This is a genomic window from Streptomyces sp. SID5464, from assembly GCF_009862985.1.
Lineage (GTDB): Bacteria > Actinomycetota > Actinomycetes > Streptomycetales > Streptomycetaceae > Streptomyces > Streptomyces chartreusis_D.
Map to the genome: position 1 here is coordinate 76,945 of NZ_WWIQ01000008.1, position 22,030 is coordinate 98,974.

Here is a 22,030-nt window from a genome sequence, read left to right on the forward strand (position 1 = left end):
CTTGCGGAGGTCAGCGGCGCCGGTACGACTCGACGTAACCGTTCGCGGGCGTGCCCACGCCGGTGACGTCGTCGTAGCCCTTCACGGCGGAGAGCGAGCTGTCCTTGCCCAGACTGCGCACGGACGTGGCCAGGCCGCCCGTGGCGTCGTAGCCGTTCACGAAGTCGACGCGGGCCACGGCCAGGCCGGAGCCCGTCGGGTTGTCGGTGACGTCGTGGTAGGCCTTCGTGCCGGCCTTCGCGTAGATCGCCGGGTTGGCGAAGCCGATCGGCTTGCCGCCGCGGGCCTCCTGGGCGAGGGCCTGGATGGCCGCGATGGTCGGCGCGGCGAGTGAGGTGCCGCCGATGCGGTACTCGCTGTACGCCTGCGTCTTGCCGTCGGGCAGGGTCTGCGTCTGGCCGACCAGGAAGCCGGTGTTCGGGTCGGCGATCGCCGCGATGTCCGGGACGACGCGGTTGCCGCCCGCGCTGTTGGCCTTCGCCAGCGCGTCCGGCACGACGCCCTTCTGGTACGAGGGTTCGGCGACCGTCCTGCTGGTGCCGCCGCCCGCGCCGGAGGTGAACGCGCCGGGGAAGTCCGTCCAGCTCTTGCCGTCGGCCGACAGGTTCGCCTTCTCGGTGCCCCAGCCGGTCTCCCACAGGTACGTGTCGTTCTTGCCGACGGCCAGCGAGGTGCCGCCGACGGCGGTCACCCACGCCGAGTTGGCCGGGGAGTCGACCTGCTTCGTTCCCGAGCCGGCGACTTCGTCGCCGTCGTCGCCGGAGGAGAAGTAGAAGCCGATGCCCTCGACCGCGCCCAGCTGGAAGACCTGGTCGTAGGCGGCCGCGAGGTCGGGCGTCTGCGCGGCCTCGACCTCGCCCCAGGAGTTGGAGACGATGTCGGCCAGGTGGTGGTCGACGACCTTGCCGAGCGCGTCGAGCAGATCGGCGTCGGTGCAGGACGCCGCGCCCACGTAGGTGACGTCCGCGGCCGGTGCGACCGCGTGCACGGCCTCGACGTCCAGGGTCTCCTCGCCGTACCAGCCGGCGGCCGAGCAGTCCTTGGTGTTCGTGTACTTCTTGGGCAGCACCTGGTGCAGCTGGCCGGACTTCCAGGCCGCGTCGCCGTGCTTGCCGGCGTAGGTGGCCGCGTCGTAGGCGATCGTCGGCGAGGCGTACGCGTCCGTGATGGCGACCCGGACGCCCTTGCCGGTGCGCGTGCCCGCGCCGTAGGCGGCCCGCAGCTGCTTGCCGGTGTAGCCCTTGACCGCGTACGGGATCTTCGTGCCGTACGCGTCCGGGAGTGTGGTCGCGGTCTTCGAGCCGTAGTACGAGGAGAACGGCCCGGCGTTGCGGAACACGGTGTCCGGCGGCGGCAGTTGGTCGTCGTGCGTGACCATGTGCGGCGCGTTGTCCAGGCCGGTGACGGTCAGCACGGCGTCGGCCACGCTCGCCGGCACGGAGGCGGTGCTCGCCGGGGCGCGATAGGTCTTCGAGCCCTTGGCGAAGTTGTGCAGCTGGGCACCGAACGCCTTCTCGGCGGCGGCCACGTCACCGGTGACGGAGACGTAGTGCGCCGTGACGCCGGTGGCCTTCAGGCCGGCCGCCGTCAGCCAGGCCTTCACGGCCGCCACCTGGGCCTTGGTCGCGCCGAAGCGGGCCTGGGCCTGCTTGGCGGTCAGGTACTTGCCGTACGAGGCCGACGTCGGGTCGGAGACGGCCTTGGCGTACGCCGCGAGGCCCGCCGCGTCGCGCCCCCGGAGATAGACGCGGGCCGACATCGCGGCGCCGTCGGGAGCGGCGCCCTTGTCGGCCCTGGGCGTGGCCCACGCCGGCTTGGTCCCGGCGAGCAGGTCACGGAGCGGGTGGTCGGCGGCGTGCGCCGCGGGTATGCCGAGCGCCAGCGCACCGGCGAGCATCGGCAGTGTCGCTGCCATGCTCAGCCCGGCGCGCGCCTTGGCGCGGTTGGATCTCATGGAACCCCCTGTGCGGTTCGTCGCGAGTGGATCACTCGACGGTCGCCACTCTCGCGACGAACCGTTCATGCCAGGGGAATGCGCACCCCAAGAAGCGCTCTACGGAGGCCAAGAAGAGCCCAAGAAGCAGCAAGCCAGGGCGATTTGAGGCTTACGCCCTACGAGCGCGGCGCGGCGCCCCGCTCCTTCAGCAGGTCCGCCATCAGGCCGATCTCCGACTGCTGCGCGTCCACCATGCCCTGCGCGAGCCGCTTCTCCACGCCGACCGTGCACTTCTCCACACAGCCCTCGGCCATGTGGATGCCGCCCTTGTGATGGTCCGTCATCAGCTGGAGGTAGAAGATCTCCGCCTGCTTCCCGCTGAGTTCGCCGAGCCTCTTCATCTCGGTGTTGGTCGCCATGCCCGGCATCAGCGCGCCGTCCTTGCCGGAGGCCATGCCGCCCATGTCCATCCAGGTCATCGGCGGCTCGGAGGACACCTTGGGAAGGCCCCACAGGTCGAGCCAGCCGAGCATCATGCCGCGCTGGTTGGCCTGCGTCTGCGCGATGTCGTACGCGAGGCGCCGCACCTCCTCGTCCTTGGTGCGGTCGCGCACGATGTACGACATCTCCACGGCCTGCTGGTGGTGCACCGCCATGTCCCGCGCGAACCCGGCGTCCGCGGACTCGGCGGAGGGCGTCTTGCCGCTGCCGTCGTCCCCGGCGACGGCGTAGGTGATCGCGCCGGCCGCGACGAGCGCCGTCGCCGCGGCCCCCGCGATCAGACCGACCTGCCTCACTGCGACAGCCCGTTCGTGCAGGCGGCGCCCGGCTCGGGGGTCTGCTCGCCCTGGACGAACTTCTCGAAGAACTTGTCGACGTTCGGGTCGCTCGCGCCCGTCACCGTGCGCTGGTGCCCCCACGCCGAGAGCATGATCGGGTCCTTCTGGTCGTCCATCGGGCTCATCAGCGTGTACGGCGTCTTCTTCACCTTCGCCGCGAGCGCGTCGACGTCGGCCTTCTTCGCGTCGGCGTTGTACGTCACCCACACCGCGCCGTGCTCCAGCGAGTGCACGGCGTTGGTGTTGTCGATCTCCTTGGTGTAGACGTCGCCGTTGCAGTTCATCCAGACCTGGTTGTGGTCGCCGCCGACGGGGGGCTCGGAGGCGTACTTCACGGCCTTGGTGACGTGGTTGCGGGACAGCTTGCCTTCCCAGGTCTTCACGCCGTCCTTGCCCGTGACGAACCTGCCCTTGCCCGAGGTGTCGCTCGCGGCGGTGTCGCTGCCGCCGTCGGACTGGGACCGCACGAGCACGACGCCGCCGGCGACCAGACCGCAGACGATCACGACGCTGGCCGCGATGGTGAGGATCCGGTTGCGGCGCTCACGGGCCTGCTCGGCGCGCCGCATCTCCTCTATCCGCGCCTTGCGTGCCGTGCTGCTCTTCTTGGCGGAGCCCATGGGGTGTCCTTCGTGGGAAAGGTGGGACGATCGGGTGGGCTGATCGTAATGGGGGAGAGCGGGCCCCTCGTAGGGCGGCCGCAGGAATGGGCTGAATCGATACGGCACCGACAGGTGCCCGACAGCTTCCCCGGGACGATGTGAACCCGGGCTCCCGACTCTTCGAACCCGAGCCCGGGATTATTTGAACCGCAGATACCGATTACCTACGCTGCGGGTATGCGGCTGCTGCGCTCCACCGACCTGGCCCTGCGGGTCCTGATGCGGCTCGCCGTCGCCGGCGAGTCGACTCCGACGACCCGGGACGTCGCCGCCGGCATGGACGTGCCGTACACCCACCTGGCGAAGGTCGTCGCCGAGCTCCAGCACATGGGCCTGCTGACCGCCCGTCGCGGGCGCGGCGGCGGCCTCAACCTCACCGAGCAGGGCCGCACGGCGTCGGTGGGCGCCGTGGTGCGCGCCTTCGAGGGCGACGGCGACGTCGTCGACTGCGAGGGCCCCACGCCCTGCCCCCTGAACTCCGCCTGCCGCCTGCGCGGCGCGCTGCGCCGGGCCCAGGAGGCGTTCTTCGCCTCCCTGGACCCGATCACGGTGACGGACATCGCGGCGGAACCGACCGGGGCGCTGCTGCTGGGGATCTCGCGGGCGGCCGGTACTCCCGGCCCTTAGGGGGCTTCTGATGGATCTTCGCCTTCTTCCACGGAGATCCATCAGAAGCCCCCTAAGCCTGCCCCGCCAGCCACAGGTCCGGCCCGAACACCTCGTAGTGGATGTCGGCCGGTGCCACGCCCTTGCCGATCAGCTGGGCCCGTACCGCCCGCATGAAGGGCAGCGGTCCGCACAGGTACGCGCGCGTGCCCCGCTCGACCGGAACCTCGGCGAGGTCGACCAGGCCGGAGCGGGTGCCCGCCGGGGCGTCCCGCTCGTACCAGAAGTGGACGGCCGCCGCGGGCAGCTTGGCGGCGTAGGCCTCGTGGTCGGTGCGCAGGGCGTGGGTGGCGGGTGAGCGGTCGCCGTGCACGACGGTGACCGGGGCGCGGTGCCCCGAGCCCGCCAGGTGGGCCAGCATCGCGGTCATGGGGGTCACGCCGATGCCCGCCGAGGCCAGCAGCAGCGGGGTGTCGGGGCCGGCGTCCAGGACGAGGTCGCCGTAGGGCTCGGACAGCTCCAGGACGTCACCCACCTCCACGCGCGCGTGGAGGTGGTTCGAGACCTCGCCGTCGGGGGCGCCCTCGCCGTGCACGCGCTTCACGCTGATCTGCCTCAGGTCCGGGGCGGGCGCCCCGGAGAGGCTGTACTGCCGTATCTGGCGGGCGCCGTCCGGGAGGGCCACGCGGACGGAGACGTACTGGCCCGCGAGGAAGTCCCGCACCGGACCGCCGCCCGCGGGCCGCAGCCGGAACGTGGCGACGTCGTCGGTCTCGGCGACGCGCTCGACGACCTCCCAGGCCCGCCAGGCGTGTCCGCCCCGCTCTTCCCGGAGCCGCTTCTCGACGGCGATGAGGGCGTTCGCCATCAGCCAGTAGACCTCGTCCCAGGCGGCGGCGACCTCGGGCGTGACGGCGTCGCCGAGCACGCCGGCGATGGCGGTGAACAGGTGCTCGTGGACGATGTCGTACTGCTCGGGCGTGATGCCGAGGGAGGCGTGCTTGTGGGCGATGCGGTGCAGCATCGCGTCCGGCCGCTGTTCCGGGTGGTCCAGCAGGTGCGTCGCGAAGGCGGCGACGGATCCGGCGAGCGCCTGGCGCTGCGTGCCGGCGGCCTGGTTGCCCCGGTTGAACAGGTCGTTCAGCAGCTCGGGGTGGGCCGTGAACAGCCCGGCGTAGAAGCGCTCGGTGATCGTGCCGAGGGCCGCGCCGACGGCAGGGAGGGTGGCGCGGACGGTGGCGGCGGACTGCTCGGACAGCATCGGGACTCCTCGGGACTCGACTGCCGCGCACGGTATTTAAAGTTGCATCTGAAATGCAAATTAAGAGGGTGGGGTGCCGGTGGGGACCGGCCGTTACGGATGTCGGTGCGAGCAGGCACTATGGGCGGAAGAGCAGTTCACCCGCCGTACGTGAGGCGTTCGGTCCCGGGCCGGCCGGGCGATCATGGTGCGCAACGCGTACGAAATGGTGGTGTGGTGGGATGCTCAGGTGCCCGACCGCCTCCCGTGGTACGGAAGAGAAGGCGGCCTGACCAGCAAGGATGGGGAAGCGGAAGATGGACAAGCAGCAGGAGTTCGTGCTCCGGACGTTGGAGGAGCGCGACATCCGGTTCGTACGCCTGTGGTTCACGGACGTGCTGGGCTTCCTCAAGTCCGTCGCCGTGGCCCCGGCCGAACTGGAACAGGCCTTCGACGAGGGCATCGGCTTCGACGGCTCCGCCATCGAGGGCTTCGCCCGGGTCTACGAGTCCGACATGATCGCCAAGCCGGACCCGTCGACCTTCCAGATCCTGCCCTGGCGCGCGGAGGCCCCGGGCACGGCCCGGATGTTCTGCGACATCCTCATGCCGGACGGCTCCCCGTCCTTCGCCGACCCGCGCTACGTGCTCAAGCGCGCCCTGGCCCGCGCCTCCGACCTGGGCTTCACGTTCTACACGCACCCGGAGATCGAGTTCTTCCTGCTGAAGGACCGGCCGCTGGACGGCAGCCGTCCGACGCCCGCCGACAACTCCGGCTACTTCGACCACACCCCGACCAACGTCGGCATGGACTTCCGCCGCCAGGCGATCACCATGCTGGAGTCGATGGGCATCTCCGTCGAGTTCTCGCACCACGAGGGCGCGCCGGGCCAGCAGGAGATCGACCTGCGCTACGCCGACGCGCTCTCCACGGCCGACAACGTCATGACGTTCCGCCTGGTCATGAAGCAGGTGGCGCTGGAGCAGGGCGTGCAGGCCACGTTCATGCCGAAGCCGTTCTCCGAGCACCCCGGCAGCGGCATGCACACGCACCTCTCCCTCTTCGAGGGCGACCGCAACGCCTTCTACGAGTCGGGCTCGGAGTACCAGCTCTCGAAGGTGGGCCGCTCCTTCATCGCCGGCCTGCTGCGGCACGCGGCGGAGATCTCCGCGGTCACCAACCAGTGGGTGAACTCCTACAAGCGCATCTGGGGCGGCGCGGAGCGCACGGCGGGCGCGGGCGGCGAGGCCCCGTCGTACATCTGCTGGGGCCACAACAACCGCTCGGCGCTGGTCCGCGTCCCGATGTACAAGCCCGGCAAGACGGGCTCGGCCCGCGTCGAGGTCCGCTCCCTGGACTCCGGCGCCAACCCCTACCTGTCCTACGCCGTCCTCCTGGCCGCCGGCCTGAAGGGCATCGAGGAGGGCTACGAGCTCCCGCCGGGCGCCGAGGACGACGTCTGGGCCCTCTCCGACGCGGAGCGCCGCGCGATGGGCATCGAGCCGCTCCCCCAGAACCTCGGCGAGGCCCTGACCCTGATGGAGCGCAGCGACCTGGTCGCCGAGACCCTCGGCGAGCACGTCTTCGACTTCTTCCTGCGCAACAAGCGGCAGGAGTGGGAGGAGTACCGCTCGGAGGTCACGGCGTTCGAGCTGCGGAAGAACCTGCCGGCGCTGTAAGCCCTGTCGGGTTTCCCGCTGGGGCGGGGCCGAGGCCGGCGGTCGTGGACCGTCGGCCTCGGTACACCGCGCCCCTACGCTTGCGCGGCCTCCGCCAGCACCCGCCGCAGCTCCGCCACCTCCGGTTCCAGTCGCTCGACGCACGAGTCCAGGTACTCGTTGCCGGCCGCCGTGCCTCGGGACAGCCACAACCGGTGGTAGGTGTCGATCTCGTTGAACAGCCTGCCGATGGCGAACGGCATGTCGATCATCTTCACGCCGCCCGGCCGGCTCGTCACCGCTGCCGCGTCCGCGAACAGCAGGTCGCCGTTGTCACGGATCACCTCCAGCACCGTCCGCAGGGCGGTGTCGACGACGCCCCACCGGACGGGCCCGTCGGCTCCGGGTGGGGGCGCGGCCGGGAGCATCGGCAGCAGGCGTGCGGCCAGGGTCCGTTCCCCGTCGCTCACCGACCACTCGCCCTCCAGCCCGATCTCGGGCAAGTCGACGTAGACCATGCCGGCGAGCGTAGGGGGACCGGCCGGGACCCCTCCCGGGGATCAGCCCTCCTGCTGCCGCTTCAGCTTCGCCAGCAGCTCGTGCAGCGGCTCCGTCGCCCGCCGCCGGTACTCCTGGACCGCCCAGCCGTTGCCGTCCGGGTCCTGGAAGTGCATGAACGTGGCGCCGTCGTCGGGGGCGTACTGGACCGGTTCCGAGACGTCGAGGCCGCGTTCGACGAGTTCCGCGTGGGCCGCCTTGATGTCGGCGACGCACAGCTGCAGGCCCTGGTAGGAGCCGGGGGCCGGGGTGGGGCCGGGGGTCATCTCCCAGATCGAGTCGCCCAGGGCGATCGAACAGCCGGAGCCTGGAGGCGTCAGCTGGACGATCCGCATCCCGGGCATGACCTCCTGGTCGATGTCCACGTGGAAGCCGACCTTGTCCCGGTAGAAGTCCCGGGCGCGGTCGATGTCGGTCACGGGCAGCGGGATGACTTCGAGCGTGAAGTCCATGGCGTGACTCCTTCGTCAGGCATCAGGCGAACCGCCACCTCGTCTGGCTGAACGGCTCTCCCTTACCGAAGCCGAAAACCGTCCGTGGCGCCACCGAGTAGACGGCCGCGTGTCCCGCGCCGTGGTGGAAATAGCCCTCCCGTACCTCGTAGTGCCAGAAACTGCCGTACTTCGCCTCCCACGCGGCGGCCAGTTCGCGTAGCCGCCCGTCGTCGGTCACGCGCGTCGCCTCGCCCTCGACCACCAGGTCGTAGCCCTCGTTCCAGGTGTTCGTGCCGGTGGTCAGCACGACGTGCGGATTCCCGGCGAGGTTCCTGGCCTTGCGTTCCTCCGGGCCCGTGCAGAAGTGCAGGGCGCCGTCCGACCAGACCGCCGGCAGCGGGGTGACGTGCGGGCGGCCGTCGGGGCGCACCGTCGTGATCCAGAACAGTTCGGCGGCCGTGAGCCGCGCCTCGGCCTCCGGCCAGTCGGTCGCGGTGGCCCTCTCGTCGCTGTAGCGGCGGTCCAGACGGGTTTCCTCGGGGTGCGTGGTGGTCATGAGCGTCCTCCCGGCCTTGTGGCTTCACAGGTGCAGACCCCGTCCGCCCACCGAACTCATCGGAGCTTCCCCCGGGCTCTGCGGTTAGGCTCAAGCCGTACGACCTTGATCCGATGCAGGTCCGAGGAAGAGTGTGAGGGAGGCCCGGATGACGGCGGCGCCGGGGCGCAGGAGCAGTACCTTCACGCGGCTGCTGCGGCACGGCTTCACCGACGCCTCCGCCGCCGAGCGGCTCCTGGACAGCGCCGAGCTCGCGCCCCTGCGCGACGACCCGGTGCTGCTGGACGCCCTGGGCGCGACCGCCGACCCCGATCTCGCGCTGCTCGGACTGGTCCGGCTGCTGGAGGCCCAGCCGGAGCCCGGCGCCCGCCGGGAGCTGCTCGACACGCTGATCTCGTCCAAGCCGCTGCGCGACCGCCTGCTCGGTGTGCTCGGCGCCTCCACCGCCCTCGCCGACCACCTCACCCGGCACCCGGACGACTGGCAGGCGCTCGTCATGTACGAGGCGCACGACCTGCACCCCGGGGTGGAGGAGTTCGAGGCCGGTCTCGCGGAGGCGACCGACCCCGTCTCGCTGCGCGTCGCCTACCGGCGCTGCCTGCTGTCCATCGCCGCACGGGACGTGTGCGGCACCACCGGTGTCGCCGAGTCCGCCGCCGAGCTCGCCGACCTGGCCACCGCCACGCTGCGGGCCGCCCTCCGTCTCGCCGGGGAGGCCGCGCCCGAGGACGTCGCCCTGTGCCGGCTCGCCGTCATCGCGATGGGCAAGTGCGGCGGCCACGAGCTGAACTACGTCTCCGACGTGGACGTCATCTTCGTCGGCGAGGCCGTCGAGGGAGCCGACGAGACCAAGGCCGTCCGCGCCGCGACCCGGCTCGCCTCGCACATGATGCGGATCTGCTCGGAGACGACGGTCGAGGGGTCCATCTGGCCCGTGGACGCCAACCTCCGGCCCGAGGGCAGGAACGGTCCGCTCGTGCGGACCCTCTCCAGCCACCTCGCCTACTACCAGCGCTGGGCCAAGACCTGGGAGTTCCAGGCCCTGCTCAAGGCCCGGCCGGTGGCCGGCGACCTCGACCTCGGCGAGGAGTACGTCGCCGCCGTCCAGCCCCTGGTGTGGAAGGCCGCCGAGCGCGAGAACTTCGTCCCCGACGTGCAGAAGATGCGCCGCCGGGTCGTGGAGAACATCCCCGTCGCCGAGGTCGACCGCCAGCTGAAGCTGGGCCCGGGCGGCCTCAGGGACGTCGAGTTCGCCGTGCAGCTGCTCCAGCTGGTGCACGGCCGGACCGACACCTCGCTGCGCAGCGGCACCACCCTCGACGCGCTGAAGGCCCTCGCCGCCGGCGGGTACGTCGGCCGGGCCGACGCCGCCCAGCTCGACGAGGCCTACCGCTTCCTGCGCTCCATGGAGCACCGGATCCAGCTGTTCCGGCTACGGCGCACCCACCTCGTGCCCGAGGACGAGGCCGAGCTGCGCCGCATCGGCCGCTCCCTCGGCCTGCGCACCGACCCGGTCGCCGAGCTGCTTCGCGAGTGGAAGCGGCACGCAGGCGTCGTACGCCGGCTGCACGAGAAGCTGTTCTACCGGCCGCTGCTCGACGCGGTCGCCCAACTCGCCACCGGCGAGGCCCGGTTGAGCGCCGAGGCGGCCCGGGAGCGCATGGTCGCCCTCGGTTACGCCGACCCGGCCTCCGCCCTGCGCCACCTGGAGGCACTGGCGTCGGGCGTCACCCGCAAGGCCGCCATCCAGCGCACCCTGCTGCCCGTCCTGCTGGGCTGGTTCGCCGACTCGGCCGACCCGGACGCGGGTCTGCTCAACTTCCGCAAGGTGTCGGACGCGCTCGGCAAGACGCCCTGGTACCTGCGGCTGCTGCGGGACGAGGGCGCCGCCGCGCAGAACCTCGCCCGCGTACTGTCCGCCGGCCGGCTCGCGCCCGACCTGCTGATGCGCGCTCCGGAGGCGGTGGCGCTCCTCGGCGACGGGGACGGCGGCGGCCTCGAACCGCGCTCCCGGGCCCATCTGGAGCAGGAGATACTCGCCGCCGTGAACCGGGCCGACGGCGCCGCCCAGGCGGTCACGGCCGCCCGCGGGGTGCGCCGCCGCGAGCTGTTCCGGACGGCCGCCGCCGACATCGTCGGCTCCTACGGCACCGAGGAGCAGGCCGCCGAGGCCGACCCGGGCGCCCTGGTGGACCGGGTCGGCGGCGCGGTGTCGGACCTGACGGCCGCGACCCTCGCCGGCACGCTCCGCGCGGTCGTGCGCGACGGGTGGGGGGACAGCCTGCCCACCCGGTTCGCGATCATAGGGATGGGACGCTTCGGCGGACACGAACTGGGCTACGGCTCCGACGCGGACGTGCTGTTCGTGCACGAGCCGCGCGACGGCGTCGACGAGCGGGAGGCCTCCCAGGCCGCCAACAAGGTCGTCTCCGAGATGCGCCGGCTGCTCCAGATCCCCAGCGCCGACCCGCCCCTGCTCATCGATGCGGACCTGCGCCCGGAGGGCAAGTCGGGCCCGCTCGTGCGGACCCTCACGTCGTACGAGGCGTATTACCGCCGGTGGGCCCTGACCTGGGAGTCGCACGCGCTGCTGCGGGCCGAACCCGTCGCCGGGGACGAGGACCTGGGCCGCCGGTTCATCGAGCTGATCGACCCGCTGCGCTACCCGGCGGACGGACTCGCCGACGAGGCCGTGCGCGAGATCCGGCGGCTGAAGGCCCGTATGGAGTCCGAGCGGCTGCCGCGGGGTGCCGATCCCAAGCTGCACGCCAAGCTCGGGCCGGGCGGTCTGTCCGACGTGGAGTGGACGGTGCAGCTGCTGCAACTGCGGCACGGCGCGGCCGAGCCGGGCCTGCGCACGACCCGGACGCGTCAGGCCCTGGCCGCCGCCCGTACGGCCGGTCTCATCACGGACGAGGACGCGGCGATCCTGGACGAGGCCTGGGTCCTCGCGACCCGCGTGCGCAACGCGGTCATGCTGGTGCGCGGCCGGGCGGGCGACACGTTCCCCACGGAGCCCCGTGAACTCGCCGCCGTCGGCCGCTACCTGGGCTACGGACCCGGCCATGCCGGCGACATGCTCGACGCGTACCGGCGGACGGCCCGCAGGGCCCGGGCCGTGGTGGACGAGCTGTTCTACGGGTCGGCGGAGCGCTAGGGGGCTACGGGCCCGCCCCCCGCCCCCTGGCCCCGGCCCGTACCGGCCCGCACCTCCCTCGCGTGGTTCATGAGGCCCGTCAGCCCCACCTCGAACGCCCGGTCCGCCCGGCCCTCGGTCGCCGCCGACAGTGCCTCGGCCAGCCGTGGGGTCGGTGCCGAGGCGGTCAGTTCCCACATCGTCTCGGGGGCCGCGAGGTCCAGGGCCGAGCCGAGGACCAGGTTCTCCAGGGCGGTGATCAGGGGCATCACATCGGCCGGGGCGAAGCCCGCGTCGAGCAGCAGCGTCACCGCCCGCTCGTACTGCTCCAGCACGCGCGGGGCCCGCACGGGGGACGTCATCAGCAGCGGGATCGCCTTGGGATGCGCGGCGAACGCGGCGCGGTAGGAGCGGGCCCAGGCCTCCAGGGCCGTGTCCCAGGGACGCAGATCCAGGGTCGCCGGGTCGATCGCCGCCGCCACCCGCTCGCGCAGCAACTCCACGATGCCGTCCCGGCCGTCCACGTGGTGGTACACCGAGCCGGTCTGCGCGCCCAGCCGCTTGGCCACCTGCGGCACGCTGAAGTCGCCGCGCTCGTCGACGATTTCGAGCGCCGTCGTCGCGATGCGCTCGCGGTCGAGGAGCGGTGTGCGCGGCCGTCCCATGGTCGGTGGTCCCCCTGAGGTCTTCCCGGATGCCGAGGTAGAGGCTACATTGCCAAAACCGAAAGCCTTTAGATTTACCGCGGCGATCCCGCACGCACGGACTCCCCCCACGCCCCGATTCCCTCCACGCCCGGATTCCCTCCCGTCCGCCGCTCGAAGGGCTTGCCCCATGTCCGTCACCACCTCAGGGGAGCGCACCCCGCCCGCCACGGCGACCCTGCGCTCCGGCTCCCTCGGCACCGCCGACATCGCCTTCTTCGTCGTCTCCGCCGCCGCCCCGCTCACCGTCATGGCCGGAGTCGCCCCCCTCGCGATCCTGCTGGGCGGCGTCGGCGCCCCCGTCGGCTATCTCCTGGCCGGTCTCACGCTCGCCGTCTTCGCCGTCGGCTTCACCACCATGAGCCGCCACGTCAGGAGCGGCGGCGCCTTCTACGCGTACATCACCCGCGGACTGGGCCGCCCCGTCGGCATCGGGGCCGCCCTGCTGGCCCTGGTCGGCTACAACGGCATGGAGATCGGCGTCTACGGCCTCCTCGGCTCCGCCACCCAGGACACCGCACACGCCCTGTTCGGCGCCGACCTCCCCTGGCTGCCGATCTCCCTCGCGGGCCTGCTGCTCATCGGCTACGGCGGCTACCGCTCCATCGACTTCGGCGCCAAGGTGCTCGGCGTCCTGCTCGTCGCCGAGACCGGCATCCTCGTCCTCCTCGCGGGCGGAGTCCTGATCAAGGGCGGCGCGCACGGGCTGTCCCTCGCCTCCTTCGAGCCCGGCAACGTCCTGGTCCCCGGCACGGCCGCCGTCCTCGCGTTCGCCTTCGCCGCGTTCACCGGCTTCGAGTCGACCGTCATCTACCGCCGCGAGGCCCGCGACCCGCAGCGCACCGTGCCGCGCGCGACCTACCTGGCCGTCGGATTCCTCGGGCTGTTCTACGCGTTCATCGTCTGGACCGTCATCCAGGCCTTCGGCGACGCAGAGATCGCCGGAGCCGCCGGCAAGAACCCCGGCGAGCTGTTCTTCACCGCCATCACCACCTACGTGGGCGGCTGGGCGGCCGACCTGATGCACGTCTTCATCGTCACCAGCGTCCTCGCCTCGCTGCTCGCCTTCCACAACGCCATCAACCGGTACGCCCTCGCCCTCGCCGAGGAGGGCGTGCTGCCCAAGGCGCTGGGCCGCATCCACCCGCGGCACGGCTCCCCGTACGTGGCCGGCCTCGCCCAGACGGTCCTCGGCACGGTCGTCGTCCTGGCCTTCGCGGCGGCCGGCGCCGACCCGTACGGGCAGCTGCTGCTGTGGGTCAACACCCCGGGGATGATCGGCCTGTTCCTGCTCCAGCTGCTCGCCGCGATCGCCGTGCCCTGCTACTTCCGCCGGGTGCGCCACCAGGAGGGCGTGCTGCGCACGGTCGTGGCGCCCGTGGCCGCCGCCGTACTGCTCGCGACGGCCATCGTGCTGGTGGTGAACCACATCGACCTGTTCACCGGGGCGTCCCCGACCGTGAACACCGTCCTCGTCGTCACGGCCCCCGCCGTGTTCGCCGCGGGCCTCGCCCTCGCCTGGTGCCTGCGCAGGAAGCGCCCTCGGGTCTACGCCGAGTTCGCAGCCGAGCCCGCCGAATAGTTCAGCTCTGCAAGGGAGTTCCTCACATGCCGACCGCCGATCTGGTCCTCGCCGGCGCCAAGGTCCGCACCCTCGACCCGGACCGCCCGTACGCCACGTCCGTCGCCGTGCGCGACGGGCTGATCGCGGCGGTGGGCGACGAGACGGACGTACGCGACTGGTGCGGCCCGGGCACCGAGGTCGTCCACCTGGGCGGGGCGCACCTGGTGCCCGGACTCGTCGACGCGCACAGCCACCCCGTGTGGGGGCTGGACATGGCGACCGGGACGGACCTGTCGGGCGTGACGGACCTGGCGGGGCTGCGGGCCGCCCTCGCGGACGCGGCGCGCACCGACGGGTGGGTGACCGGCTTCGGCCTCGACCACAACGCCTTCGAGGGCCGCCCCGTCCACCGGGACCTGATCGAGGACGTCCTGGACGGCACACCCGCCTTCCTGCGCCTCTACGACGGCCACTCCGCCCTCGCGACCGGCCCGGCCCTCGTCGCGGCCGGCGTGCACGGCCCCCGGGGCTTCGCCCAGCGCTCGGAGGTCGTCTGCGACGCCTCGGCCCGGCCCACCGGGCATCTCGTCGAGCACGCGGCGATGGGCCTGGTGGCCGAGGTCGCTCCCCGGCCGTCGTACGCCGCTCGCCGGGCGCGCCTGGTGGAGCTGCTGTCCGCCATGGCCGCGACCGGGCTGACCGGGGCGCACGTCATGGACGCCGGCGACCCGGAGCTGATCGGCTCCGTGGCCGCGGAGATGGTGCTGCCGGTGCGGCTGCGGTTCGCGCCCTGGTGCATGCCGGGCGCGGACCGGACCGCCCTGGACGAGCTGGTCGCCGTGCAGGGCCGGGGCGGCCGGCACTGGCGGACCGGCGGGGTCAAGTTCTTCATGGACGGCACCGTCGAGGGCGGCACGGCCTGGCTTGAGCACGCCGACTGCCACGGCCAGGGCACGGACGCGTTCTGGCCCGACCCTCAGGCGTACGCCGCCGCCGTACGGCACCTGCACGCGGCCGGTGTGCGCACGGCCACGCACGCCATCGGGGACGCGGCGGTACGGCACGTGCTGGACGTGGTGGAAGGGCTGGGGCCGGGCGGGCGGGGGGCGCACCGCGTCGAGCACATCGAGACCGTGCCGGACGAGCTGCTGCCGCGGTTCGCGAGGCTGGGAGTGGCGGCGTCCATGCAGCCGCCGCACACCGCGTACACCCGGGCCGACGGCACCGACGAGTGGTCCCGGCGGCTGGGCCCCGGGCGGGCCGGCCGGGCCTGGCGGCTGCGGGACCTGCGGGACGCCGGCGCGGTGGTGGCCCTCGGTTCGGACTGGCCGATCGCCCACTACGACGCCCGCGCCGTGCTCGCCACGGCCCGCGCACCGAGGGGCGCGGCCTCGGCACGCGCCGGGCTCACCGGCCTTGAGGCACTGGAGGGCTGCACGAGCCATGCGGCGCTGGCGGCGGGGGAGTCCGACGCGACCGGACGCATCGCTCCCGGCCTCCGGGCCGACCTGACTGCGCTGGGGCTGGACCCGGTGACCGCTCCACCGGACGAGGTGGCGCAGGCGCCGGTGCGACTGACGGTGACCGGGGGGCACGTGGTGCACCGGGAGGAGTGAGACAGGCGGCTCCGGAGCAGCCGGGCCGCCCGTCGCCTGCGGAGGCCCCACGGCCGTGCAGGCCGCCGCGGAAGCGGCCGGACGGCGGCGCCCTCGGGCACGGCTCCCGAGCAGCCGCGCCGGGCCGCCCGTCGGCGCGGGGTCCCACCGCCGCGCAGTCCGCCGTCGACGTGGCCGGGCGTGCCGCCGGTGTCGGCGGCGCCACGGTGGTGTGCTCGGGCTCGCGTGTCGGGTGGCGCTGGGGTCGGTGGGCACCACCGCTGCGGGGGTCGGTCGGTCCTTGGTGGAGGCCACCGGGTTCGTGAGGCACGGGCGGCTCCCGCAACAGCCGGGCTGGGCCGCCTTTCGTCGGCGGCGGTCCCACGGCCGTGCGGGCCGCCGCGGAAGCGGCCGGGCGGCGGCGCCCTCGGGCCCGCGCGAGGACGGGCTCCCCGGGCAGCCGGGCGGGCCGCCCGTCGGCGCTGGGGGTCCCGCCGCCGGGGCAGGCCGCCGTCGGCGCGGATGGGCGTGCCGCCGGTGCCGGCCGTGCGGACGGTGGTGCGCTCGGGCCCGCGTGTCGGGTGGCGGTGGGGTCGGTGGGCACCACCGCTGCGGGAGTGGGTCAGTCCTTGGTGGAGGCCACCCGGTTCGTGAAGCACGGCGGCTCCCCGGGCCGCCCGCCGGCGTGGCTGTCCCGCCGCCGGGCAGGCCGCCGTCGACGTGGCCGGGTGCCGCCGGTGTCGGCCGCGCGAACGGCCGCGGCCTCGGGCGCGGCGCGTCCGGTGGCGGTGCAGCCGTGGGGGGACCGCCGCCGTGGAAGTGGGTCAGGCCTTGGCGGGCGTCACCGGTTCGCGCGGCGGCCGTGACGTACCGGGGCGCTGCCTCGGCACGTCCCTCGGCAGTGCGTACGGATGCCTCCCGTACCAGACCCCCGCCACCGTGAACCCGAAGGCCAGGCAGAGCACGCCACCGACCGCATCCAGCCAGAAGTGGTTCGCCGTGGCGACGATGACGACCAGGGTCAGCGCCGGGTACAGCAGGCCCAGCACCCGCACCCAGGGGATCGTCGCCAGGGCGAAGATCGTCAGGCCGCACCACATGGACCAGCCGATGTGCATCGACGGCATCGCGGCGTACTGGTTGGACATGTGCTTCAGGTCGCCGGACGCCATCGATCCCCAGGTCTGGTGGACCATGACGGTGTCGATGAAATCGCCGCCGTTCATCAACCGCGGCGGCGCCAGCGGATACAGGTAGTAACCGACCAGGGCGACGGCGGTCGTCCCGAACAGCACCAGGCGGGTCGCCGCGTACCGGCCGGGATGGCGACGGTACAGCCACACGAGCACACCCAGCGTCACCACGAAGTGCAGCGTCGCGTAGTAGTAGTTCATGCCGATGATCAGCCAAGTCACCGAGTTCACGGCGTGGTTGACCGACTCCTCGACCGCGATGCCGAGCTGCTGCTCGGCCTGCCAGATCCAGTCGGCGTTGCGCAGCGCCTCGGTCCTCTGCTCGGGCACGGCGTTGCGGACGAGTGAGTACACCCAGTAACTCACCGCGATCAGCAGGATCTCGAACCAGAACCGGGGCCGGCGAGGGGTGCGCAGCCGGGGGAGGAGACCCTGCCCCGGATCGGCCGCGACGGGATCCGGAACGGCCGCTTCCCGGCCGTCCAGCGTCGTCACGGTGGTGTCACCCATAGGCACAAAGTCTGCCAGAAAAGCCCTGTCCCCCCGATCATCCTCCGCTGTGGTGCGGACCGCATGTTCTAGGGCGAAATCCAGCCGACCGCCTCAGGGGCGAGCACGGTCCCCGGGGGCCGAAGCGGTCGAGCCGCGCACCACCAGTTCCGGCATGAACACGAACTCGCTGTGGGGCGCGGGCGTCCCGCCGATCTCCTCCAGCAGCGTGCGGACCGCCGCCTGGCCCATCGCCGGGACCGGCTTGCGGATCGTGGTCAGCGGCGGGTCGGTGAAGGCGATCAGCGGCGAGTCGTCGAAGCCGACCACGGAGATGTCCTTCGGCACCTCCAGGCCACGCTGCCGCGCCGCCCTGATCGCGCCCAGCGCCATCATGTCGCTGGCGCACACCACGGCCGTGCAGTTCTGCTCGATCAGCGCCGTGGCCGCGGCCTGCCCGCCCTCCAGGGTGTAGAGGGAGTGCTGGACCAGCTCCCTCTCGACGGTCTCGGCGCCCAGGCCCAACTGGTCCTGCATGGTGCGCACGAACCCCTCGATCTTGCGCTGCACGGGCACGAACCGCTTGGGCCCCAGGGCCAGACCGATCCGCGTGTGCCCCAGGGACACCAGGTGCGTCACCGCGAGGTTCATCGCCGCGCGGTCGTCGGGGGAGATGAACGGCGCCTGCACCTTCGGCGAGAAGCCGTCGACCAGCACATACGGCACGCCCTGCGCGCGCAGCCGGTCGTAGCGCTGCATGTCGGCGGTGGTGTCCGCGTGCAGCCCGGAGACGTAGATGATGCCGGCGACCCCGCGGTCCACGAGCATCTCGGTCAGCTCGTCCTCGGTCGAGCCGCCCGGCGTCTGGGTGGCCAGCACCGGCGTGTAGCCCTGCCGGGTCAGGGCCTGGCCGATGACCTGGGCCAGGGCCGGGAAGATCGGGTTCTCCAGCTCCGGGGTGATCAGGCCCACCAGGCCCTCGCTGCGCTGGCGCAGCCGCACCGGGCGTTCGTAGCCCAGCACGTCGAGGGCGGCCAGCACGGACTGGCGGGTGGTGGCGGCGACGCCCGGCTTCCCGTTGAGGACGCGGCTGACGGTCGCTTCGCTCACCCCCGCCTGAGCAGCGATGTCGGCAAGCCGTGTGGTCACAGCACCGGACTGTAGCGGCCGGGGTTCTGCTTGCACACCGACGGGACGCCTGGTGCGGGCCGGCGCACGGCCCGCTGCGGGTTGCTTGGTCATCGCGGTCCCTCGAAGTCGTGGTCGGCGTCCGATCCGCAACGGATGATTCCCCCGCCGGCAACGGATGGCAAGTGCTTGCAGAGTCTTGCACAACTGTCCGACTCCCCGCCGAACAGCCGGAAATCCCGGCTCCGCAGGGGCCGGAGCGAGGTCACGGCGGGATAACCATCCGCACCGCTTGCAACTTTTTGCTGCAAGGTCTTTCGCAACTCGTTGCAGCGCGGCTAATCTCACCGACGCCCGGCCGCCAACGGCGCAGTCGGCAGCACGAACGGGCTTTCACCCTCAAGGAGAACTCATGCGGCGTGGCATAGCGGCCACCGCGCTGGTGGCGTCCCTCGCCCTGGCGGCGACGGCGTGCGGCGGAAGCGACAGCGGCGACGAGGCCGACGGCCCGGTCACCATCACCTGGTGGGACACCTCCAACGCCACCAACGAGGCGCCGACCTACCAGGCCCTGGTCAAGGAGTTCGAGGCCGCCAACAAGGACATCAAGGTCAACTACGTCAACGTCCCCTTCGACCAGGCGCAGAACAAGTTCGACACCGCCGCCGGTTCCAAGGGCGCCCCCGACGTGCTGCGCTCCGAGGTCGGCTGGACCCCCGCCTTCGCCAAGAAGGGCTTCTTCGCGCCGCTGGACGGCACCGAGGCCCTCGCCGAGCAGGACAAGTTCCAGCCCAGCCTGATCGAGCAGGCCAAGTACGAGGGCAAGACCTACGGCGTCCCCTTCACCACGGACACCCTCGCCCTCGTCTACAACAAGGCCCTGTTCGAGAAGGCCGGCGTCGAGGCCCCCAAGACCTGGGACGACCTGAAGAAGGCCGCCGCCACCATCAAGGACAAGACCGGCGTCGACGGCTACTGGGGCTCCACCCAGGCCTACTACGCCCAGTCCTTCCTCTACGGCGAGGGCACCGACACCGTCGACGTCGACGCCAAGAAGATCACCGTCACCTCGCCCGCGGCCAAGAAGGCCTACGGCACCTGGCGGAGCCTCTTCTCCGGCAAGGGCCTGCACAAGGCCGACACCACCGCCGACGCCTACGCCCACATCCAGGAGGCGTTCGTCAGCGGCAAGGTCGCCTCGATCATCCAGGGCCCGTGGGAGATCACCAACTTCTACAAGGGCTCCGCCTTCAAGGACAAGGACAACCTCGGCATCGCCACCGTCCCGGCCGGCTCCACCGGCAAGGCGGGCGCCCCGACCGGCGGCCACAACCTCTCCGTGTACGCGGGCTCGGACAAGGCCCACCAGGAGGCCTCGCTGAAGTTCGTGAAGTTCATGACCTCGGCGAAGGCGCAGGAGACCATCGCGCTGAAGAACTCCACGCTCCCCACCCGCGAGGACGCCTACACCGCGAAGGTCAAGGCCGACCCCGGCATCGCCGGCTACCAGGGCGTGCTGTCCTCCGCCCAGCCGCGCCCGGCGCTGCCCGAGTACAGCTCCCTGTGGGGTCCGCTCGACGACGAGCTGATCGAGATCGCGGGCGGCAAGGAGTCCCTGGACAAGGGCCTCGGTGACGCCGAGACCGCCATCACCAAGCTGGTGCCGGACTTCTCCAAGTGACCGCCGCGTGGCCGCCGGATCCCCCGGTCATGGGGGAGGGGGTCCGGCGGCCACCGGCCCGCGCCTGTGTCTGGGCAGCTCCCCTTGAACTCCTTGAACCTCCAGAAGGTGTCGAACCATGACCGTCGTCATCGACCGAGCGACCGGCAAGCGGCGCGGTGAGCGGGAACCGCGGCCCGGGCCGGGCAGGCGGCTGAAGAACGGCTTCCACAAGCACTGGTACGCCTACGCGATGATCGCCCCGGTGGCGATCGTCCTCGGCGTCCTCGTGCTGTACCCGCTGGCGTACGGCCTGTACCTCACCCTCACCGACGCCACCAGCCTCAACACCGCCCGTACGATCGGCGTCAACCACATCGACGCCACCTACCAGTTCATCGGCCTGGACAACTACGCCGACATCCTGTGGGGCCCGACGTCGTACGACCGCTTCTGGTCGCACGTCCTGTGGACGGTCTTCTGGACGGCGGCCTGCGTCGCCCTGCACTACGGCATCGGCCTCGGGCTGGCGCTGCTGCTGAACCAGAAGCTGCGCGGGCGCACCCTCTACCGGCTGATCCTGGTGCTGCCCTGGGCCGTGCCGACCTTCGTCACCGTGTTCGGCTGGCGGTTCATGCTCGCCGACGGCGGCATCATCAACTCCGGCCTGGACTTCCTGCACCTGCCGACGCCGCTGTGGCTGGAGGACACCTTCTGGCAGCGGTTCGCCGCGATCATGGTCAACACCTGGTGCGGTGTGCCGTTCATGATGGTCTCGCTGCTCGGCGGACTCCAGTCGATCGACGCGAGCCTGTACGAGGCGTCCGAGATGGACGGCGCGAACGCCTGGCAGCGGTTCCGGTACGTCACCCTGCCCGGCCTGCGGTCCGTCAGCACCACGGTCGTGCTCCTCGGCGTGATCTGGACCTTCAACCAGTTCGCCATCATCTTCCTGCTGTTCGGCAACACCGCCCCGGACGCCCAGATCCTCGTGACCTGGGCCTACCAGCTGGGCTTCGGGCAGCAGCCGCGCGACTACGCCCAGTCCGCCGCCTACGGAATCCTGCTCCTGTCCCTCCTGATCGTCTTCACGTCCTTCTACCGCCGCTGGCTGAACCGCAACGAGCAGCAGCTCGCGATCTGAGGCAGGAGTCCGAAATGAGTACGACCACCGCCGAGACCTCCGCCGCGGACACCGGGCGGCGACCCGTCGGCGCACCCCGCAAGGTCCGCCGCCGCGACGAGCGCAGCCGGGCGGCCTCCCTCGTCTCGCACGCCGTCCTGATCGGCGCGAGCCTGACCGCGCTCTTCCCGATCGCCTGGCTGGTCTTCCTGTCCCTCGGCCCGGACAAGGACGACTACCTCCACCCCGGGCGCATCTGGGGCAAGATGGCGCTCGACAACTACGCGTTCGTCCTCCAGGACACCAATTTCTTCCACTGGCTGAAGAGCACGCTGATCGTGGGGCTCGGCACGACGCTGATCGGCGTCGTCGTCGCCGCGTCCACCGGGTACGCGGTCTCCCGCATGCGGTTCCCCGGCTACCGGAAGCTGATGTGGGTGCTGCTCGTCACCCAGATGTTCCCGATCGCGGTACTGATCGTGCCGATGTACCAGATCCTCTCGGATCTGCAGCTCATCGACAGCTACCTTGGTCTCATCCTTGTCAACTGCACCACGATCGTTCCGTACTGCGCCTGGCTGATGAAGGGCTACTTCGACACCATCCCGTTCGAGATCGACGAGGCCGGCCGCGTCGACGGGCTGACCCCCTTCGGCACGTTCGCGCGGCTGATCCTGCCGCTGGCCAAGCCGGGCCTCGCGGTCGCGGCGTTCTACAGCTTCCTCACGGCCTTCGGTGAGGTGGCGTTCGCTTCGACGTTCCTGCTGAGCGACGACAAGTACACGTTCGCCGTCGGTCTCCAGACGTTCGTGAGCGAGCACGACGCGCAGCGGAACCTGATGGCCGCGACCGCGGTTCTGATCGCCATACCGGCCGCCGCGTTCTTCTACCTCGTGCAGAAGAACCTGGTGACCGGGCTCACCGCAGGCGGCACGAAGGGGTGACCCAG

The 22,030-nt window shown here is 71.8% G+C and carries 18 protein-coding genes; 8 read left to right on the top strand and 10 right to left on the bottom strand.

Features of this window, described 5'->3' with window-relative positions:
• Nucleotides 1–10: 10 nt before the first annotated feature.
• The 3 genes from GTY47_RS07965 to GTY47_RS07975 all read right to left on the bottom strand — a co-directional run bounded on the left by GTY47_RS07965 (nt 11) and on the right by GTY47_RS07975 (nt 3,395).
• Entirely contained in the window at nt 11–1,954 is a 1,944-nt protein-coding gene (locus GTY47_RS07965) for a S53 family peptidase (protein ID WP_010036999.1), read from the bottom strand.
• 158 nt (nt 1,955–2,112) lie between these two features.
• Nucleotides 2,113–2,733, bottom strand: a complete 621-nt coding sequence (locus GTY47_RS07970; RefSeq protein ID WP_010037003.1) for a DUF305 domain-containing protein — start codon at nt 2,731–2,733, stop codon at nt 2,113–2,115.
• Nucleotides 2,730–3,395, bottom strand: a complete 666-nt coding sequence (locus GTY47_RS07975) for a DUF3105 domain-containing protein (RefSeq protein ID WP_010037005.1) — start codon at nt 3,393–3,395, stop codon at nt 2,730–2,732. Before GTY47_RS07975 ends, GTY47_RS07970 begins: the two co-directional genes overlap by 4 nt.
• 219 nt (nt 3,396–3,614) lie before the next feature.
• Between GTY47_RS07975 and GTY47_RS07980 the strand changes: the two genes are divergently transcribed.
• Nucleotides 3,615–4,064 carry an Rrf2 family transcriptional regulator gene (locus tag GTY47_RS07980; RefSeq protein ID WP_010037007.1) on the top strand — a complete coding sequence of 150 codons (450 nt, stop codon included), beginning with the start codon at nt 3,615–3,617 and terminating at the stop codon, nt 4,062–4,064.
• A 52-nt stretch (nt 4,065–4,116) separates the two neighbouring features.
• Here the strand turns inward: GTY47_RS07980 and GTY47_RS07985 are convergent, their stop codons facing one another.
• On the bottom strand, nt 4,117–5,304 hold the full coding sequence (locus tag GTY47_RS07985) for a globin domain-containing protein (RefSeq protein WP_010037010.1): 1,188 nt from the start codon (nt 5,302–5,304) through the stop codon (nt 4,117–4,119).
• Nucleotides 5,305–5,600: 296 nt separating this feature from the next.
• Between GTY47_RS07985 and glnA the strand changes: the two genes are divergently transcribed.
• Nucleotides 5,601–6,962 carry a type I glutamate--ammonia ligase gene (gene glnA, locus GTY47_RS07990; protein ID WP_010037011.1) on the top strand — a complete coding sequence of 454 codons (1,362 nt, stop codon included), beginning with the start codon at nt 5,601–5,603 and terminating at the stop codon, nt 6,960–6,962.
• 74 nt (nt 6,963–7,036) lie between these two features.
• Here the strand turns inward: glnA and GTY47_RS07995 are convergent, their stop codons facing one another.
• The 3 genes from GTY47_RS07995 to GTY47_RS08005 are packed head-to-tail and all read right to left on the bottom strand — an operon-like array spanning nt 7,037 to nt 8,489.
• Nucleotides 7,037–7,459 carry a hypothetical protein gene (locus GTY47_RS07995; protein WP_010037014.1) on the bottom strand — a complete coding sequence of 141 codons (423 nt, stop codon included), beginning with the start codon at nt 7,457–7,459 and terminating at the stop codon, nt 7,037–7,039.
• Between the two features lie 42 nt (nt 7,460–7,501).
• Nucleotides 7,502–7,951 carry a VOC family protein gene (locus tag GTY47_RS08000; RefSeq protein WP_010037018.1) on the bottom strand — a complete coding sequence of 150 codons (450 nt, stop codon included), beginning with the start codon at nt 7,949–7,951 and terminating at the stop codon, nt 7,502–7,504.
• Nucleotides 7,952–7,973: 22 nt separating this feature from the next.
• Nucleotides 7,974–8,489 carry a pyridoxamine 5'-phosphate oxidase family protein gene (locus tag GTY47_RS08005; protein ID WP_010037020.1) on the bottom strand — a complete coding sequence of 172 codons (516 nt, stop codon included), beginning with the start codon at nt 8,487–8,489 and terminating at the stop codon, nt 7,974–7,976.
• 148 nt (nt 8,490–8,637) lie between these two features.
• On the opposite strand from GTY47_RS08005, the gene GTY47_RS08010 reads away from it, so the two are divergent.
• Nucleotides 8,638–11,646, top strand: coding sequence for a bifunctional [glutamine synthetase] adenylyltransferase/[glutamine synthetase]-adenylyl-L-tyrosine phosphorylase (locus GTY47_RS08010; protein ID WP_010037023.1), 3,009 nt, complete (start codon nt 8,638–8,640; stop codon nt 11,644–11,646).
• Here the strand turns inward: GTY47_RS08010 and GTY47_RS08015 are convergent.
• Nucleotides 11,643–12,290, bottom strand: a complete 648-nt coding sequence (locus GTY47_RS08015) for a TetR/AcrR family transcriptional regulator C-terminal domain-containing protein (protein ID WP_010037026.1) — start codon at nt 12,288–12,290, stop codon at nt 11,643–11,645. The genes GTY47_RS08010 and GTY47_RS08015 overlap by 4 nt on opposite strands.
• 169 nt (nt 12,291–12,459) lie before the next feature.
• On the opposite strand from GTY47_RS08015, the gene GTY47_RS08020 reads away from it, so the two are divergent.
• Entirely contained in the window at nt 12,460–13,911 is a 1,452-nt protein-coding gene (locus GTY47_RS08020) for an APC family permease (protein ID WP_010037027.1), read from the top strand.
• 26 nt (nt 13,912–13,937) lie between these two features.
• Nucleotides 13,938–15,509 carry an amidohydrolase gene (locus GTY47_RS08025; protein ID WP_010037029.1) on the top strand — a complete coding sequence of 524 codons (1,572 nt, stop codon included), beginning with the start codon at nt 13,938–13,940 and terminating at the stop codon, nt 15,507–15,509.
• Between the two features lie 803 nt (nt 15,510–16,312).
• Here the strand turns inward: GTY47_RS08025 and GTY47_RS08030 are convergent.
• Both GTY47_RS08030 and GTY47_RS08035 read right to left on the bottom strand, forming a co-directional pair.
• Complete coding sequence (locus tag GTY47_RS08030) at nt 16,313–17,191, bottom strand: phosphatase PAP2 family protein (protein ID WP_010037030.1); 879 nt, start codon at nt 17,189–17,191, stop codon at nt 16,313–16,315.
• Nucleotides 17,192–17,284: 93 nt separating this feature from the next.
• A complete protein-coding gene (locus GTY47_RS08035) occupies nt 17,285–18,319 on the bottom strand; it encodes a LacI family DNA-binding transcriptional regulator (protein ID WP_029180970.1) in 1,035 nt (344 codons plus the stop codon).
• A 391-nt stretch (nt 18,320–18,710) separates the two neighbouring features.
• On the opposite strand from GTY47_RS08035, the gene GTY47_RS08040 reads away from it, so the two are divergent.
• The 3 genes from GTY47_RS08040 to GTY47_RS08050 all read left to right on the top strand — a co-directional run bounded on the left by GTY47_RS08040 (nt 18,711) and on the right by GTY47_RS08050 (nt 22,025).
• Complete coding sequence (locus GTY47_RS08040; protein ID WP_010037035.1) at nt 18,711–19,979, top strand: extracellular solute-binding protein; 1,269 nt, start codon at nt 18,711–18,713, stop codon at nt 19,977–19,979.
• Nucleotides 19,980–20,097: 118 nt separating this feature from the next.
• Nucleotides 20,098–21,102: a sugar ABC transporter permease gene (locus tag GTY47_RS08045; RefSeq protein ID WP_010037036.1), complete on the top strand. Its 1,005-nt coding sequence runs from the start codon at nt 20,098–20,100 to the stop codon at nt 21,100–21,102.
• Between the two features lie 14 nt (nt 21,103–21,116).
• Nucleotides 21,117–22,025: an ABC transporter permease subunit gene (locus tag GTY47_RS08050; protein WP_010037038.1), complete on the top strand. Its 909-nt coding sequence runs from the start codon at nt 21,117–21,119 to the stop codon at nt 22,023–22,025.
• Nucleotides 22,026–22,030: the final 5 nt, after the last annotated feature.

Bases quoted from the DNA above. Each gene is read 5' to 3' on its own strand.
- GTY47_RS08010 (WP_010037023.1), top strand. From the start codon at position 8,638: ATGACGGCGGCGCCGGGGCGCAGGAGCAGTACCTTCACGCGGCTGCTG.
- GTY47_RS08040 (WP_010037035.1), top strand. From the start codon at position 18,711: ATGCGGCGTGGCATAGCGGCCACCGCGCTGGTGGCGTCCCTCGCCCTG.
- GTY47_RS08025 (WP_010037029.1), top strand. From the start codon at position 13,938: ATGCCGACCGCCGATCTGGTCCTCGCCGGCGCCAAGGTCCGCACCCTC.
- GTY47_RS07985 (WP_010037010.1), bottom strand. From the start codon at position 5,304: ATGCTGTCCGAGCAGTCCGCCGCCACCGTCCGCGCCACCCTCCCTGCC.
- GTY47_RS08000 (WP_010037018.1), bottom strand. From the start codon at position 7,951: ATGGACTTCACGCTCGAAGTCATCCCGCTGCCCGTGACCGACATCGAC.
- GTY47_RS07980 (WP_010037007.1), top strand. From the start codon at position 3,615: ATGCGGCTGCTGCGCTCCACCGACCTGGCCCTGCGGGTCCTGATGCGG.
- GTY47_RS07975 (WP_010037005.1), bottom strand. From the start codon at position 3,395: ATGGGCTCCGCCAAGAAGAGCAGCACGGCACGCAAGGCGCGGATAGAG.
- GTY47_RS08045 (WP_010037036.1), top strand. From the start codon at position 20,098: ATGACCGTCGTCATCGACCGAGCGACCGGCAAGCGGCGCGGTGAGCGG.
- glnA (WP_010037011.1), top strand. From the start codon at position 5,601: ATGGACAAGCAGCAGGAGTTCGTGCTCCGGACGTTGGAGGAGCGCGAC.
- GTY47_RS08015 (WP_010037026.1), bottom strand. From the start codon at position 12,290: ATGGGACGGCCGCGCACACCGCTCCTCGACCGCGAGCGCATCGCGACG.
- GTY47_RS07995 (WP_010037014.1), bottom strand. From the start codon at position 7,459: ATGGTCTACGTCGACTTGCCCGAGATCGGGCTGGAGGGCGAGTGGTCG.
- GTY47_RS08050 (WP_010037038.1), top strand. From the start codon at position 21,117: ATGAGTACGACCACCGCCGAGACCTCCGCCGCGGACACCGGGCGGCGA.
- GTY47_RS08020 (WP_010037027.1), top strand. From the start codon at position 12,460: ATGTCCGTCACCACCTCAGGGGAGCGCACCCCGCCCGCCACGGCGACC.
- GTY47_RS07965 (WP_010036999.1), bottom strand. From the start codon at position 1,954: ATGAGATCCAACCGCGCCAAGGCGCGCGCCGGGCTGAGCATGGCAGCG.
- GTY47_RS08005 (WP_010037020.1), bottom strand. From the start codon at position 8,489: ATGACCACCACGCACCCCGAGGAAACCCGTCTGGACCGCCGCTACAGC.
- GTY47_RS08030 (WP_010037030.1), bottom strand. From the start codon at position 17,191: ATGGGTGACACCACCGTGACGACGCTGGACGGCCGGGAAGCGGCCGTT.